The following is a 16,035-nucleotide window of genomic DNA, read 5'->3' as shown; positions in this document are numbered from 1 at the left end:
AAAAACCCCCTTCACTATCTACCACAAATAGTGAAGGGGGCGTTTGAATGGCTTGAACGTCACAAACGACGCCATATCATCAATCGTATTTAAAAATATTTATCGACTACGACGTCGCTGTAATAACAACACCGCGCCAAGTCCGATCATCAACACAGGCCACATTGATAACGTTGCTTGTTCTCCTGTGTTTGGTAATTGAGGTGGTGTTGAAACGCTACGTTTTTCTTTCTTTATCGCTTCACGTTTTTCCACCTTTTTGTCCTTTTCTTCTTTATTCACTCGTAATGCAAATGGAGGCATTGATTGTCTTCCTTCATTTCTCATCAATTGTAAAAGTGGCATGCGTTGTCCATAAATTGCCATCTCTGGGGCTGGAATACCCATCTCTTCCCACATTGACAGTAATTCATCATCCTCTAGGTCCGCTTCATCGACTGACGATTCCCATTGATCTTGATTATCAGGTTGTACCAGCTTGGACGATTGACCCGCCACATGCGCTTCTCCATCTGCATGCGTCTCAGTCCCATCCATACGATCCGATTCTTGTTGAGATTTAACACTTTTATCAACTGTGTTCATTTCTAATGGTTGAACGGCTTTCTCTATTCCTCTTGGTTGTAATGTCCCTAATGTTGGAATTGTCATCTTTGAATGCCCTGGTCTAACCGAATCAGTCATCTCTACATTTGCACCATTTGGCATCTCATCGGCTGGGATAATCTCCATTTGTGTTTCTGCTAACACTTGCTGATTGTGTGGATTAATAACTGTAAAAGTTAATGTTTCACCATTTAATAATTGAATATCTGCTGATTTCAAATCGAAAATAAAACGACCTGTTTCACTCACTTGCAGAGTTGGAAAACTGCGATACTCTCCTAAATTCGATGCCATTTGAACGACCGCATTGGCATATTTTGTACGCCCTTCAATTTTCTTCGTTCCTGCTTTTAACAACTTTTGTTCAGCACGTAATGCCGTTTCAGTTACGTCCCCAAAAATAGGAGCAATTTCTAAATCTTTACCTGGATATTCTAAATGTTGGACTGCCAAACGATCACTCAGACGATAAACTGTTGTTGCTTTGGCTACATCTTCAAAAGGGACAGTCATGACATTGAACACCACGTGTCCAGGCATTGCATCTTCATCTTCTGATTTAAATGATAACGTAACTTGATCGCCTTGCTTCAATGTATACGTTTTTCCAAAAATACGGTTTAATTCAAACTCAAAAAAGCCTTTATCGTCGATATAACGCCAAATCCCGTCATAGCGTTGTGCCCATGCTTGATCCGTCAACTGCTCCAGTGCACGAGGTGAATCACCTAAATTGATGTGCTGTTGATTAATTGCAAGTGCAACTTTACCATTGACTGACGTATGACCTTTAATCACACCAGAACCTGCAAGCACAGGTTCAATCCACACTTGATGTTGTTGCGGTAAAGGTAATAGACGTCCTTTTGGAGTGACATAAGCCTTGTCATACCGTGGTGTTATATAGGATGTCGAAGCAACTGCTTCATCTTCTAAATCCACTTTTGATTCTACTGCCTCTGAGTCCCCTTGTTCCATTTCATCAACAGCGTCGACCTCACCATCAGTTGTTGGTACTTTAACTTGTGGTATATTTGAAAGGGCTTCTTTCATCCCCGTTAAGTCATTTTCTAAACCGTCGTCTTGAACTTCTTCATCATCTTCTAAGTCTTCTAAATTCAATGGTTCCGTCGCTTCTACATCAATTTTTTGGTTATAGACAATTTTTCGTCCTTTCAAATCATAAGTAAATTTACCCGTATCATCCGACAATACCTCTTCAAAATCTTCTAACGATACGACATCTCTGTTATCTATCTTTACAGAAATAGACTGGTTCGGTTGTGTATATCCCGAGATTTGTGTCGCTCCAGGGCGCACTTCATCAAGTTGAATTGATTTTGCATTTGAATCTTGGGCAGATGGTTCTGGCGTCGGTTGCTTCTCATTTTCTGCGACGACTGTGTCATTGATTGTCTCTTGACTCGTCGCTTCAGAAGCTTCAGCCGTACCATTGGATACTGCAAAAATCGCTCCCATCCCTATTGAAACTAAACCTATCTTCAATTTTCTTAACTTATAATTTTCTTTTAACATCATTAACCTCTCTAGTAATTGAATTTATTGCTTTTTTAATTTAATACACTAAAGATATAAATGATATTAACTTAATATTAACTAAAGCTTAAAAATATATAATCTTATGCCCATTGCATATAGAAATCCATTTTCTCTGCTTTTCTTATCCGTTCGGTTCGGAATACATCATCTTACAGGTTGACGAGTGAATGATATCAATACACCACACAAGCGCACCGAGACCCATATCGCAAAAGGAAATGTATCAAGTGACATATAGACTGACTGTATTGTCATCCTTTTCTTCCATATGCGCACATATCACATCCCGTCAAAATGCAACATCATTTCTATCAATACGCCTATCACTGTTGCTTCATACGGTAACTGAAAATGGCAATCCAGGTAACGATCAACGATGGTAAGATGGCGATATTCAAATATGACGGATCGAAAATATTTTTAATTTGTAAATCTTTCAAGAGCACACTATCAACATTTTGCGTTAGCGTTTGATAAATCACAATATATACGAGTGCCCACTGCACAAAATGCTCTAAGACAATAATTAATGTCACATCCACTTTGAACTTGTATAAACTAAATTTGATGAGTAATAGTTCTAAAACGCCTGCGAACAATATCAATATCATCCCTGTTAAAAAATAACTGGCAGGTGTAATATGTAAAAGATCAAACACACTTGCAGTCAATAACGTCGAAACGATTAACGCCACATAACTCAAGAAAAACCAAATTAAACCGAGTACCATCGCCTTCGCAAGTAACAAATGGTTTTGTTGATGCGTGACCAACAAACTTAAAATAGAAAACAATATCAATATCAATATCATTTGAATCACCATATGCCTCATCCTCTCCACTTCACTTCAATTCGAAGTCCATTCTTAATCGTACTATAAAACCAAATTATTTTTTGACCACTCTTTCATGCACCATTCCTTATTTCAATATAACAGTACAACAAAGCCGTATGCACCTTAAAATTTCAAAAATCATATTTTGGCTGTATCTCTCACTCAAAACACACCCTTTCTTTTACCTATTCATTAATATATTTATTTCTATTTACTTTCTAAGAATTGAGGTTTAAAATATATAACAAACTTAAAATATAGAGAGAAGGCATAATATGTACGAACAATTTGTTAACAAAGTGCAACACAAACATCCCCTTTATCTGATTTGCATTCCCATACTCATTGTAGCAATCAGTTTGTTATTGATTGCGACGATATGGGACCTGTTCACGACCCTTCTGCTCGATCATTTCATTGACACAGAACGTGATTTCGGCTTGGCAATGACTTTAGAAATGATACTGACACTGTTCACGACACTCTGGCTCATTAAAAAAGTTTCTGGCTTTTCTTATCGAGACCTCGGTTTTATGAAACGCAACTTTATGAAACATTACTTGCTCGGTGCAGTCGGTGGCGCACTCGGCATCAGTCTTGTCTTCTTTATCAATCTGGTATTCAAAGGCATAGATGTGACTTTTGTATTTAAAACCGAAGCTTTATCAGCCATATTGCTCGCTTTCATTTTCTTCTTATTCCAAGGCATGTATGAAGAATTACTTTTTCGACTTTATTTAATGCCTCACTTTTCGAAAGCATGGGGGCATACATTTGCATTAATTACAACCTCACTTTTATTTATGCTACTACATGGTTTAAATAGTAGCGTCAATCCTCTGGCATTTTTAAATCTGTTCATTTTCGGGATGGTTTTTGGCCTTATTTACTATCGTACTGGAAGTGCATGGCTCATTGGTGCCGGCCATTCTCTATGGAACTTTGTCTTAGGCCCTGTTTTGGGCTCTCACGTCAGTGGTGCCGTTATCGACAACACGATTTTACTTTCTACACCCACACCTCACCATTTTCTATTAAGCGGTGGTATGTATGGTATGGAAGGAAGTGTCCTCACCACGATTGTAGGTCTTGCCGTCATTTTATATTTTTTATTTTCACCAAAGTTTAAACGGGCAACATCACGTACGACAAATCCTTTTAGAGGATCGTCACTTCATTAGGAGGATTTATGCATCTAAAAAGTTATCTATTCAGTATTGTTAAAAACTTATATCGTCATAAAATGAATTATCTAATCAATGTAACGCTACTTCAATTGGTGCTCGTGATGAGTAGCACATTCGTACTCTCTACACTTTTTCAAATCATGCTGAAACTCTCAGGTGAAACACAGTTGAATAAAGAAAACTATGTACACGTGCTATTCACACCGGTTAATCTCGTACTTACCTTATTATTTATCTTGATTCTCGCATTATTCATGCTGATTGAGTTTTCATTTTTAACGTTGCTCACTTACGGCTACTACAAACAAGAACATTATGCTTTAAAAACTATACTGCACCGCGCATTGACAACATACAAACAATTATTCGGTATTCAACTCTTGTACTTTATCCTGTATTTTATCTTAACGTTACCCATCGCTCATCTGAGCCTAAGTTCGATTTTAACCCAAGACTTATACATCCCAAAGTTCATCACTGGTGAAATTGTCAAAACACCGCTCGGATTTTGGCTTTACACACTCACAATGATTGTTTTAGCCTTTTTGAATTATCGGCTTATCCTTGTCATTCCATTAATGATACTTGACGGTCGTAAAGTCTCTCAAAGTATGAAACTCAGTTGGCGCCTAACCGGCCAACACCAGTTCAAATTAATCACTGTCATCATCACCCTACAAACAGCGCTTATCATCGTGATGACGATCTTATTTTCAATCGTTGTCATGGTGTTCTCAATCATCGATCCACAAGGCAATCACTGGCTAGCAACACCCATTTTATTCATTATTTTAAAAGGTCTATTCTTTTTAGGTACCGTCATAACGAAATTAATTTTAGTCGCAACACTCGTCTATTATTTGATCAATCATCATCACCTGAATCCATCTCTTAAAGTCGTACCCCCTCGTCCATACTCTCGGACGATAAAGTGCTTTCTCGTTGTATTACTCGCGATGGCTTCAGCTGCCAGTATCTATGAATTACGAACCTATTCTTTTAATGACAAAGTTGAAATTATTGCCCATCGTGGATTCGTGAAAAAGGGCGTAGAAAACTCTTTTGAATCCCTCAAGGCTGCTGGCGCACTACATGTAGACTATGTTGAAATGGATATCGTGATGACTCGAGACCAGCAATTTGCGGTCATTCACGACAATCAATTGAAACGACTCACCGGTCATGAAGGTCATGTGCAAGACATGACATTAGCAGAGTTGCAGCAACTCACCCTACGTCAAGGAGAATGGACATCAAAAATCATGAGTTTAGAGGAAGCTGTGCAACAAGCGCGTAAACAACAGACTCAACTATTGATTGAATTAAAACCTTATGGACAAGAGCCCGCAAATTATGTGGATATACTACTGGAACATCTCGAACGGTTACATGTTGGTCAACACGCCAAATTAATGTCTCTTGATTATGATTTAATATCAAAAGTCAAAACACGGACGCATTCGATTCCATGTGGCTACATTATTCCATTTCAAATTGGTGATTTACCAAAGACGAACTTGGACTTTTATTTAATCGAAGACTTCTCTTATTCACCAGAGCTCGCCTCACAAGCACATCAGATGAACAAGAAGCTCTATGTATGGACAGTCAATGGTGAAGATGACATTGTAAAATATTTAAACACACCTATAGATGGTATCATTACAGATGATCCAGACATTGTGAACGCGCAAAAACAAACATTTTTGTTTGAAAATCAGTATGCTGCTCGTGCGATCCGTGCCCTATTATATTGATTTTATGACAACCCGCCGTGGTGGACTATCATGCATCAGATTGAAACGCTGTGACATGATATTCTGAAAACAGATGACAGCCACTTATCCAAAGAAAATGCACCCCTAAAACGGACATTTCAAATCCAGTTTTAGGGGTGCACATCATTGACTATGCCTTTTATAGCCGAACTGACACGTAAAGTGGCAACACTGATGATGATCGAGTGAATGCGTCTCAAACAAAGGCACATCCGTCAAAATAAAAGACTTGAAAGATGCACCCTCATTACGCATTCAAATGCGCTTACTCACCGCATCCCCTCACTTAGGTCAGAACACCAAACGCATGATGGATTGCCACCCTGTCCACGTGTCGTTCCCTATTAATCATTGTCACTTTTCATCTAAAGCTTCAACACGTAACAACTGATTCACCATTCCCATGTAGAAATCAGCTAATTCTGCACCTGTCCGTTTAAAATCTGTCGCATCAAGACCGATAAAATCAACATGATCCCAACCTTCTAACACCGGTCTCACTTGCCAAACGCCCTTGCGTGTCGCTAAGTCATCTGCAGTGATATAAACATAATCCTGATTGAGTGGGAAAAGCGAAGAAATGACCGGCACAACACCATCATTTTTACGCCATTCCTCACGCATATCTCCACCAATGATGCGACTAGTGATGTCCATTAATGGATAGAGGTCGATATTAGGATTTTCTTTGCTTAGTGGACCCACATGTGTGGCAGCACCCGTATAAGTCGTATATGTGATATTCGGGTTCAAACTCGTGATTTCATTCAAATGTGCAGACCCCTCTAATGTTAAATCATAAGCCGCTTGATCCATCGTATGCCATATCGGGCTTTGACTCACACGCTGAATATAATCGATATAACTTTCCCCAGGTTGTTGTTTGAACCCCCACTGCGTTAATCCCAAATCAATTTTCGAATTTTTATTACCTGCAATTCGGTTGAGCGCAAACATCATATTTTTAAAAAATTCTGTGTTTGCTAATTTATCCGCCGCTTGTGAGCCATTATGCAGTGTTCCTAAAGTCGTAATCGAAGCAATCATATGGTCTAGCCCCCCTAAAAAGAGTGGGGAAATCTCTCCACCATAACGATTATGATATTCGATTTCTTCAGCATTGCCGTTTCTTAAAAATGTCTCCATTGAACGAATCGTTTGTCCTCCCATACTATGACCGATTAAATGAATTTTCTTACCCGGAGCCCAATTCGGCATAATCCCTTCATAAGTCCGGCCATATCGATTATGACCATAACGCGCTGCATGAGCGGCACCATAGTCCACACGACCCCCTTTAATGTAATAATACAGTTCAACCGCACGATCATAATGACTACTAAACGCCCCGACACTCGCTTGATATATATCGTAACCTTTATTTCTTAATTCCTCGACCACTTTAAACTTATTGCCACCCCAATAATTCGGGTAAAGTGCCGGCGCATTCTGATCGACTAAACCCAGAAAACCATGAACTAAAACAATGGGATATTGATTGATATGTTGCGCTTGTTCAGCTTTAGAAAGAGGTGTTGTCGCCTGTGCGGGCGTTGAAGGTTGTGGCGCACGCGTGGGACTCGGCTTCTCTTGAACATTGACGACTGTAGAATGATTCGGCAATGCCTTCTCTGCTGTACGATCCTTTGGCGTTGAATGCCCGTCCACAGTCTCATCTGGCGTTACATTTTTCTTATCGGGTTGCTTGTTGTCTGTATGATTCGATAAAGGAGGCTCATTTTGATTTTTCGCTATTTGTGAATCTTTTTTTGGCGTTACCGATGCATGATTCGATTGGACTTGAGTGGAAGCGGAAACTTGCTGACGTTCGGAGGATTGCTGCAAATCATCATTCCGGCTCGGAGGCGTACCAACCGATGTAGATTGGCTTTCTGCCTTTATAGACGGATAGTTCTCTTCTTGAACCCCTTTTTTGTCGATGCGGAAGGCGCTTGCTGTGTCACTATATGCTTGTTTTCTTTTACTGGAGATGCAAATTGATGCCCTTCATCCTGATTAACATAAACATAAAAACGTGCTATATTTTCATGCTGTTCTCCAGACAGAGGCGTTTGTCACGTCAGGGACATCGCTCCTTCTTGAACACCAGATGGCTCGGCAGCTTTGGCGTCATGACCACTCACTAAAAATGTTGTTGCTGCTAAAACTGATACAACGTCGATCGTATACTTTCGGATCGTATACCTTCTGTTCACATCATAATGATCCATTTAATCACCTCATATATTCCCCCATATTAAAAACCCCCTAAATAATTGCATTATCAATATAACACGTTAATTTTACAATTTATCAATTATATTATTAATTATATGTATATTTTTAACTTTTATTGGTATGTAAAGGATATTAATAAAACAACAACATATTGGAACGCATGCGTTATTGAAACCATTAGAAAGCGTAAAAAGAACAGCTGAAATATCGGTTCTGCGATAACATTGCACCCTCACTCAAACAAATCATTTTTTAAGAAATGCATACGCTCAGAAATCTCGATTTCTTTCTATAATTATCATGATGACACCACAAACTAAACCTTATTTTGACAAACTGTTCCCTATCTAACCTAATATAACGCCTTAAACACTTCATCTCCCTAAAGACAATAATGGCAAAAAGACTCAGATTTTGATTTTCTGTTTATAAATACATAATAATATATTAAAAATGTTTACAGAAACCTATTCTTTCATCATAATAAAAGAGAAAGAAAGGATGATAAAAGAATGTTGAAGAGTTTTATTGCTGTCTTATTTTTAATCTTTTTGATCTATAACGTTTATTTGTTGATAAAAGCATGTTTAAACGTTTTACGAAAGCAGCCTGCCAAACCCCTTTTTAAGAAATACGGATTCAGCTTTATTCCACTCATCATCTTGGTCATGTGTTTCAGCCTATTTAATGATGACGTAAAGAAATCAGAGCCCTCTACTGTTTCTAATAAAAAACAAGTCACAAAAGTAACAAAGGATGACGCCAAAGATAAGGAGTCACAAAAGGAAGAGAAGTCATCTCAAGAAAAAGCAGAGAAAAAACAAGATACAGGTGTACTCATCCCCGCAACCTTTGTCAGACATATCGATGGTGATACGTCTAAATTAAAAATTAAAGGGAAAGAAAAAACTGTGCGCTATTTATTGATTGATACACCTGAAACAAAACATCCAAAACTCGGGGTACAACCGTTTGGAAAAGAAGCTTCAGAGAGAACAAGATTATTACTTTTGAACGCGAAGAAAATCGAAGTCGAATATGATCAAGGTCCTAAAACCGATAAATATGGCAGAGACCTCGTATATGTCTATGTAGATGGAGAAATGTTGAATGAACAACTCGTAAGAGAAGGATTGGCAAAAGTGGCCTATGTCTATCCACCGAACACGAAATATTTAGAACGTTTGAAAGTGGCTGAAACAAAAGCCCAAGAAGAAAAAATAGGCATATGGTCAGAACAAGACACATCCACGCCTTACACTGACACTAACGCGCAAGAAACAAATATCGACACGCAAACCCCTGCGGCGACTCAACCCGCACCAGCTCAGCCTGCACCACAACAGCAGTCGTTTAGAAATTGTACGGAATTAAGAAAAGTTTATCCTCAAGGCGTTCCAAATACACACCCCGCCTATTCACCACGATTGGATAGAGATCATGATGGTAAGGCATGTGAAATCAAAGGATAAAATCAACCTTTGAAATGAACATCTGTGATAAGTCAATCGATCATTGAATATATTAAAAAGCAGTAAAGCACTACAAAAACTTGCGTTGAGCGTGCCTCACTGCTTTTTTAGTTTACCCGTTTACAGCCTATCCATTTCCCCACAAAGTACAAACACTTTTAAAACACACAATAATCCCTGTTGCCCTCATTTCACTCATGTGTCAAAAACAATTGTTACATCTCCTATTGCTACTTCATTGTACATGCCTCTATCTTTGCATTTTAGCCCAATACTGACAGTTACATATAGAATTTTGTCCCCTATTGTACGGGGTACTCTTCGTTTAGTCATTCAGTCAATCCCTTTAGCATCAATGAAAAGAACATGTTTTTGATGTCCAAAATATGGACATTCACTATAATGCTTGAACAGCATTTGTCCACTTTTTGGGCATGTTTTATAAAAATATGATGCTCTTAATCATGACCTATGAATGTATCTTATAATTAAATATTATACTATATTTTAAGACAAAGAAAAATGATTGTGGCTATAAATTTTTAACAAAATCAGCTTTGGTTACTTCAATAACAAATTTAACTCCACTAGGCTGACTCACAAAGTGTGTTTTAGTCTGTTTTTATATCTTTTCTGTAAACAATTATAGTGGTGTTTCTAATGTGCGTACAATTCGCTACCTTTTTATCTTTGCATTTATATTTGCTGTTAATCCTATTTTAACGATTTATCATAAAATGATATTTCTCATTTCCACACTTTATCAAAATACATATTCCTTGTTCTATACGATAAACCATTAAATCAAACAAAAACTGTGTAACAGCGCTTCATATGCGCGCATTACACAGTTTTTGTGTTTATCTTCCTTAAATCATTCGATATGCCATGTAATCAATCATTTAAATTTAACGATTACAAATCTACTTCGATTTTTTTAATGTTTTTGCTTTCAATGACATCTCCCATACGATGGTCCTGTAACTTTTTATTAAGTTCAAACGTATAGTAACTGCCATCATTCATAATCACTTTAATTTTATTCTCTTGAGGATCTTTTTTATAAAGCTCATGTTTTTCAATAAGTTGCTTTCTCAATTTAAAATCCAACTCTTTTAATGAAATTTCTTCTTTGTAGATTTTAAGATCATTTACTGTTTGTACAGTTGTCAGTTCATCTGTCGTTCTTTTAATTTCAATGTCTGGTTGTGTCAATTGATCCTTATACTTCTCATTATTTGCTTTTGTAATACCGCCGATTGTACGATTTTCTGCTTGTCTTCCAGTACCCTCTCTCACAACAAACACATCATATTTATCTCCATCTTTAATAGATTTTAATCGTTCTTTATCCGAACCAAGTAAATCAACTACAGTGAATTGTAAATCAGCAACAAAGTCTACTTTATTTCCGTCCTTATGTAAGTTTACATTTTTATATTCAAAACTCGGCCCATTATAATAATTTTTTAACGTATTTGTATCTTGAGAAACACCTGCTGTAGCTTGTGCTGCATGTGTTGATTGGGCATTTGTTGTTACGACACCTGTTGTTAAAAGACTTAATGCTAAACTTGCTTTTGCGAATGTTGATAAATTCATTGTTTTGACTCCTAATCCTTATTTTCGTTTATTTTATCTATTTTTTATCGTAAAAGTGCAAATGACACTTCTAAAATTTTTAATGTTAGTAAATCCTGCGCTTTTAACTATAATCGACACACATGATTAATATGTGTCGATCAGCGCTTCAGAAATTTCTTCATAAATGTTTTCTAATTCTGCTTTAGCCACAGCCATTTTGTGATAATTTCCACTTTTAAGCGCAACTTTCGCTTTAAATCCTGCGACATTGACCTGACGTTTATAATAAGGTTCTAAGCCCGCAGTAGAAAGCGCTCTAAAATTCAACTCATTAACTAATTCTTGCAGTTCACTTTTTAATGCACGATCATAGTGATCACTTGCAGTCACATGGCTCTCTGCTGCTGCCTCAAATTCATAAGCAGTGATTGCTACAGCAGTTGATGAGAGCATTGCAACTAATGAAGTAGCCAGAATATATTTTTTGAACTTCATCGTTTCTCTCCTTTTCTTGAATTCTCGTTTATTATATCCTATTCTTCCCAGTTATATTATTAACTATACATTAAAAATTAACAGAAATATTAACAAAATTTAATTCCTTTAATATTTATTCGATTATCCCAGACAAATAAATTGTAATAAATATGGATGTATGAATGATAATAGAGAGAAAATATCGTTTAAGTGTAAATTAATTATTCGATAACTACTCGCCTCTTTCACAATGTAAAGGCACGAGGAAAATGTGTTTTTAACAAATTAAAAAGCCAGTTGATGAATTGACGTTTCAAACCTTCAAATCCATCGACTGGCTACTTTTTATAATTTTGTACCATACACGACACGCGACCTTTTATCTACCCATTATTTGTGGAATGAACCAACTTAGATATCCACCTATTGGAAAGATTAACCACCAATATTGCGCCAAAAAATCCCATCCGTTTTTCACATGTTCTTGTTGACGTTCTTTAGAAGAATTCATTATTTTCGCCCCTTTTTCATTAGACTCAACATCTTCAAACAATTCACTCATTGATACATTTAATGCGTTTGCAACATTTTTTAATGTCTCACTACTTACAGTTTCACCTGCCTCGATTCTTTGAATTGTTCGAACTGTTACATTTGCCTTTTCTGCTAGGTTCTCTTGAGTAAGACCTTTTTGTTTTCTTAGTTTAGCAACCAATGATTTATTCATAGTTTGATTATACATTAATACGTATGAATGAAACACGACAGTTAAACGTCAGGGACCCGAAAATCACATGACAACATGAATCTGACACATGCATCTTTCTGTTTTTTTAACGATTTTACCTCTTGTCACGCTTAAGCGCGTTTTCTATTTGCTTTTTATTGCCGCCTCCAAAATTAATATTGTTATCTCACTTATAACACAATATAACCTTCTACTTTAGATACGACATCGTTAATCTCATTTTCGTCCATACACTTTCTGCTGTTTTTAATTTTATCATCAAAATACGCAATTAAATTTTCTAACTGATTCACAGCTTTTATTGAATTGTCTTTTTCTGATCCGTCAAAAAATATATACTGATCCTCTTCAGTTTTATAATTGAAGTATACCAATCCATTCACAAAATATTTTTTATTAAAGTAGTTATAAATGCGATAAATGGACTGCCTCACTTGTTTATAAGGATTACCGTAATCTGCGACTTGAAAACGATTATTTTCATCGTTCTTTAGTACAAACGTTTTATATTCTTTTTCAAACTTGTCATTAAATATATATCTTGCTAAAAAACCATATTCCGTACCTTGCAAGGCCTGCTTATTCGCATTATAAAATATGTCACCTTTCCAAGTCTTTGTTTCAATCATATATATCCCATAATCACAAACAACAAGATGATCTATCTGTCTCACCTCATTATCACTGAAAAGGATATTGTTGATAATCCGATAATGATTGATGATGCCATTTTCCTTATAAGTTTCAAATATATTAAACAAATCTCTTGAAGCCATCACTTCACCGACATTTTTCGAGAAGATTTTATGCTGCTTCACCTGTTCTATTAGCTGCATATAGCCCTTCTTTAGTTGTTTAAAATCTGTTTCCATCTCATTTTTACTAAATTGATACTTCTCTATCTCTTGAATGTGTGTCCCAACTTCATTCTCTTTCTGTTCTAACTTCATTTGATAATCTTGTTCTAAATGCACTCTTTTACGTTTTTCATTTTTTACAACTTCATTTTTACTCTTTAAGGCAAACAATAAACCACCCACAATAATCATTAGCACGATTGTCACTAGTATCAATACAATCACCTCATTTTTAGATAATAATTTTTCAATGTTTCGACATATATTTTAACTCATTTTAATAAATTTCTATATACAAATTGAAAAATTTCACTATAATCAGATAATAATAGTATAAAATATGCTAAACAAAAACAATCATACTTATTTTAGAGTCAAATATTACATAGAAAAACGTACTACGTCGCAAAATGTTGCCACTGAGTACATCATATCTTCAAAAAACATGCGTATTTACTTTGATAGTTTATACCAATAGTTGAAACGATTCCCGATGAAAATTTAATGGTATCCATAGGCTTTATACAGTTTTTTACTAAGTAAACTATCTAAAGCAGGAATATTTGTGAGAGTTGACATGTATCTTTAACAAACACAAGCAATATTGCTGAAATCCAAGCACTGTGCGCAAATGATTCAACTATAGTAACAATATTTATATACATATTAAGATATGCGATATGTTCTTGATATAAATCTCCACAAGTGGGGAAGTATGTTAACCTTAGCAAAACATAGCAATATTAACATAGGCTAGTATAAAACAAATATAAGGCTTAGAGGAGTAGGCATTAATCTAAGATAACATAGCTTAAAAAGGTATAAAAAAAGAGGCAACCGTCGCAACAGTTAACCTCAAGTACACTCCGCAGATGTGTACCGCTATTTGTTTACAATTATACACCCTCATTAACCGTATATCAAGAAAAATTATTTATATATTGATTAATTTGCCTTAACTTTTTACGAACGTCTGTACCTATGACTTTATCGTAAGTGCTTACGTTGAGAACTTGCCTTAGTTCATTAAGATTTGCTTCAAAAGTCTTAACTATTCTTCTTAATTCGGTTTTATTATAACCTAATGAAGCGCTTATTAAGACAATTACTGCTAAATAGTCAACGATTCTATTAAAATGGATATCTTTAACATTCATTTTAATATTAAAATATTCTGTGAGTCGTTTACCAACGCTATTTCTTTGAATCTACAATCAAATAAAACGCCATTATGTGCTATAGCATTTCGAAGCCCTTTTAAACAATCAATTAAATCACCAATTAGATTTTCATTCTTATCGAAAGAAGAGTGATATAAACCTAAATCAGTAATAATTTGTATCTTAATAGTTGAGTTCATACATCTAGTGAAAAAAACTAAGTTACCTAATGTGAATAACTCAAAAACAGCATAAAGTGGTACGGCTCTATCATTATAAATAAAATGATTTATAAATGATTTGTTACTAAAATTGGAGTGTATTTTTTCATAAATATCATTTCTAAGTCTCATAGTTTCTTTGAATTTGTTTTGATATTTACTAGAACGAACTTTATGTTTCTTATAGTCTGTTAGCACATCATCGAATAACTTTTCTAGTTCACTTCCTGATTGTTTATGCACAATTTCTAATAGTCGGTTTTTTATAGCGGTTTCTGCAAACATGACATGTTTATAGAACAGTGTTTTGATGTTAGAATCAAAGTTGTAAAGGGAAATAACCTCATTAAAGTTCTTAAAATATAGAGGGTCATTTTTATCATGGAAAAAACTATATCCTTTATAGCCATGAAAGTAACCAATATTTTGTAATTGTCTTTTTTGTTATTTCTAATATGTCGCATAAGACCATCTGTAGTTTTAGGCTGTTTGTTTTCCATAGTTCATAACTCCCAATCTATTGTAGCGTATTTACACTATTGTATTACAAAATGAACAAACGAATGTTATAGATGATTATAACATTTTACGAATATATTGATGAATGTGATTTCTAATCTACTTTCTGATATGGGAATGTGCCTTGTATTTATAGGCTCTCACGCATGCAGGCATTGAATACGTTTTTGAATACGTTATTTAGTAAGTAAAGAAAATACTGCTAGCAATCATCTCACAAAATACTTTAATATTAAAGTGATGTTTAAAGCGTTTCACATGAAAAGTGTCTAAAATTTGTGACATACCAGTTTGAGGAGTTGTTTATTTATGTCAAAAAAGAGAATATTAATATTTGTTAGTATGACATTTATTATATTAATCATTATTGGAGGTGTCTATCTTAAAATGAAATATGACGAACGCGAAAAACAGAAAGAAATTTACTACAAACAACAACAAGAACGCATTACACTTTATCTCAAATACAACACCAAAGAACCCAATACTATCAAATCGGTTCACTTCAAAAGTTTTGAATCAGGGCCTATGGGTGACGCTGTGATTGAAGGTTATATCAACAATAATAAAAAATATGACTTTACAGCATTTGCGTCACCAGAACGAAATTTTCAATTTGGTGGGTCTTTAACAGGAAACCCTAAAATATTTGAGTTGCTAAAACCTGCACACGAATCAAAATCTCCCGATGAAATCCAAAAAGAATTAGAACAAAAGAAGAAAGACCACTAAGCCTGGTAGTCTTCTTTATCTTTTAATTTCGGTTTGATTTGTCTGTAATGTATTAAATTG

General features: G+C 35.5%; 12 protein-coding genes and 1 pseudogene. 4 read left to right on the top strand and 9 right to left on the bottom strand.

Translation table 11 applies throughout. The features are described from left to right. Positions 1-99: 99 nt before the first annotated feature. Positions 100-2,142 (bottom strand): LPXTG cell wall anchor domain-containing protein, encoded by a 2,043-nt coding sequence (locus B5P37_RS06405; protein ID WP_085237450.1) that lies wholly within the window; start codon positions 2,140-2,142, stop codon positions 100-102. Positions 2,143-2,489: 347 nt separating this feature from the next. Next, positions 2,490-2,990, bottom strand: coding sequence for an SA1002 family membrane protein (locus tag B5P37_RS06400; RefSeq protein ID WP_085237449.1), 501 nt, complete (start codon positions 2,988-2,990; stop codon positions 2,490-2,492). A gap of 287 nt (positions 2,991-3,277) precedes the next feature. On the opposite strand from B5P37_RS06400, the gene B5P37_RS06395 reads away from it, so the two are divergent. Then, positions 3,278-4,183 carry a CPBP family intramembrane glutamic endopeptidase gene (locus tag B5P37_RS06395; RefSeq protein WP_085237448.1) on the top strand — a complete coding sequence of 302 codons (906 nt, stop codon included), beginning with the start codon at positions 3,278-3,280 and terminating at the stop codon, positions 4,181-4,183. Positions 4,184-4,191: 8 nt separating this feature from the next. Further along, entirely contained in the window at positions 4,192-5,946 is a 1,755-nt protein-coding gene (locus tag B5P37_RS06390) for a glycerophosphoryl diester phosphodiesterase membrane domain-containing protein (protein WP_085237447.1), read from the top strand. Between the two features lie 375 nt (positions 5,947-6,321). Here the strand turns inward: B5P37_RS06390 and lip are convergent, their stop codons facing one another. Together lip and B5P37_RS12360 are read right to left on the bottom strand one after the other, a co-directional pair. After that, complete coding sequence (lip, locus tag B5P37_RS06385; RefSeq protein WP_425319122.1) at positions 6,322-7,869, bottom strand: YSIRK-targeted triacylglycerol lipase; 1,548 nt, start codon at positions 7,867-7,869, stop codon at positions 6,322-6,324. A 211-nt stretch (positions 7,870-8,080) separates the two neighbouring features. Continuing rightward, a pseudogene (locus B5P37_RS12360) lies at positions 8,081-8,198 on the bottom strand (YSIRK-type signal peptide-containing protein); the annotation flags it as partial. 519 nt (positions 8,199-8,717) lie between these two features. Between B5P37_RS12360 and B5P37_RS06380 the strand changes: the two are divergent. Next, the gene (locus B5P37_RS06380) at positions 8,718-9,677 is read left to right on the top strand and encodes a thermonuclease family protein (RefSeq protein WP_085237446.1); all 960 of its coding nucleotides are present in this window, start codon (positions 8,718-8,720) and stop codon (positions 9,675-9,677) included. A gap of 915 nt (positions 9,678-10,592) precedes the next feature. On the opposite strand, the gene B5P37_RS06375 is transcribed toward B5P37_RS06380, so the two are convergent. From B5P37_RS06375 to B5P37_RS06355, 5 genes are all read right to left on the bottom strand, one after another. Beyond that, positions 10,593-11,279 carry an exotoxin beta-grasp domain-containing protein gene (locus B5P37_RS06375; protein ID WP_085237445.1) on the bottom strand — a complete coding sequence of 229 codons (687 nt, stop codon included), beginning with the start codon at positions 11,277-11,279 and terminating at the stop codon, positions 10,593-10,595. Between the two features lie 126 nt (positions 11,280-11,405). Further along, positions 11,406-11,756, bottom strand: coding sequence for a complement inhibitor SCIN family protein (locus B5P37_RS06370; RefSeq protein ID WP_085237444.1), 351 nt, complete (start codon positions 11,754-11,756; stop codon positions 11,406-11,408). 361 nt (positions 11,757-12,117) lie between these two features. Next, positions 12,118-12,465 (bottom strand): helix-turn-helix domain-containing protein, encoded by a 348-nt coding sequence (locus tag B5P37_RS06365; RefSeq protein ID WP_085237443.1) that lies wholly within the window; start codon positions 12,463-12,465, stop codon positions 12,118-12,120. Positions 12,466-12,656: 191 nt separating this feature from the next. Further along, the gene (locus B5P37_RS06360) at positions 12,657-13,550 is read right to left on the bottom strand and encodes a nuclease-related domain-containing protein (RefSeq protein ID WP_169710791.1); all 894 of its coding nucleotides are present in this window, start codon (positions 13,548-13,550) and stop codon (positions 12,657-12,659) included. Positions 13,551-14,496: 946 nt separating this feature from the next. Then, the gene (locus B5P37_RS06355; protein WP_240622402.1) at positions 14,497-15,147 is read right to left on the bottom strand and encodes an Abi family protein; all 651 of its coding nucleotides are present in this window, start codon (positions 15,145-15,147) and stop codon (positions 14,497-14,499) included. A gap of 405 nt (positions 15,148-15,552) precedes the next feature. Between B5P37_RS06355 and B5P37_RS06350 the strand changes: the two genes are divergently transcribed. Beyond that, positions 15,553-15,975: a DUF1433 domain-containing protein gene (locus B5P37_RS06350; RefSeq protein WP_085237441.1), complete on the top strand. Its 423-nt coding sequence runs from the start codon at positions 15,553-15,555 to the stop codon at positions 15,973-15,975. Positions 15,976-16,035 lie beyond the last annotated feature (60 nt).

It is taken from the genome of Staphylococcus lutrae (assembly GCF_002101335.1).
Taxonomy (GTDB): domain Bacteria; phylum Bacillota; class Bacilli; order Staphylococcales; family Staphylococcaceae; genus Staphylococcus; species Staphylococcus lutrae.
The sequence above is the reverse complement of the archived record's forward strand: the minus strand, read 5'-3'. Positions and strand labels throughout refer to the sequence as shown.

Coding starts and splice junctions, on each gene's coding strand:
- B5P37_RS06405 (WP_085237450.1), bottom strand. CDS start 2,142: ATGTTAAAAGAAAATTATAAGTTAAGAAAATTGAAGATAGGTTTAGTT.
- B5P37_RS06400 (WP_085237449.1), bottom strand. CDS start 2,990: ATGGTGATTCAAATGATATTGATATTGATATTGTTTTCTATTTTAAGT.
- B5P37_RS06395 (WP_085237448.1), top strand. CDS start 3,278: ATGTACGAACAATTTGTTAACAAAGTGCAACACAAACATCCCCTTTAT.
- B5P37_RS06390 (WP_085237447.1), top strand. CDS start 4,192: ATGCATCTAAAAAGTTATCTATTCAGTATTGTTAAAAACTTATATCGT.
- B5P37_RS06380 (WP_085237446.1), top strand. CDS start 8,718: ATGTTGAAGAGTTTTATTGCTGTCTTATTTTTAATCTTTTTGATCTAT.
- B5P37_RS06375 (WP_085237445.1), bottom strand. CDS start 11,279: ATGAATTTATCAACATTCGCAAAAGCAAGTTTAGCATTAAGTCTTTTA.
- B5P37_RS06370 (WP_085237444.1), bottom strand. CDS start 11,756: ATGAAGTTCAAAAAATATATTCTGGCTACTTCATTAGTTGCAATGCTC.
- B5P37_RS06365 (WP_085237443.1), bottom strand. CDS start 12,465: ATGAATAAATCATTGGTTGCTAAACTAAGAAAACAAAAAGGTCTTACT.
- B5P37_RS06350 (WP_085237441.1), top strand. CDS start 15,553: ATGTCAAAAAAGAGAATATTAATATTTGTTAGTATGACATTTATTATA.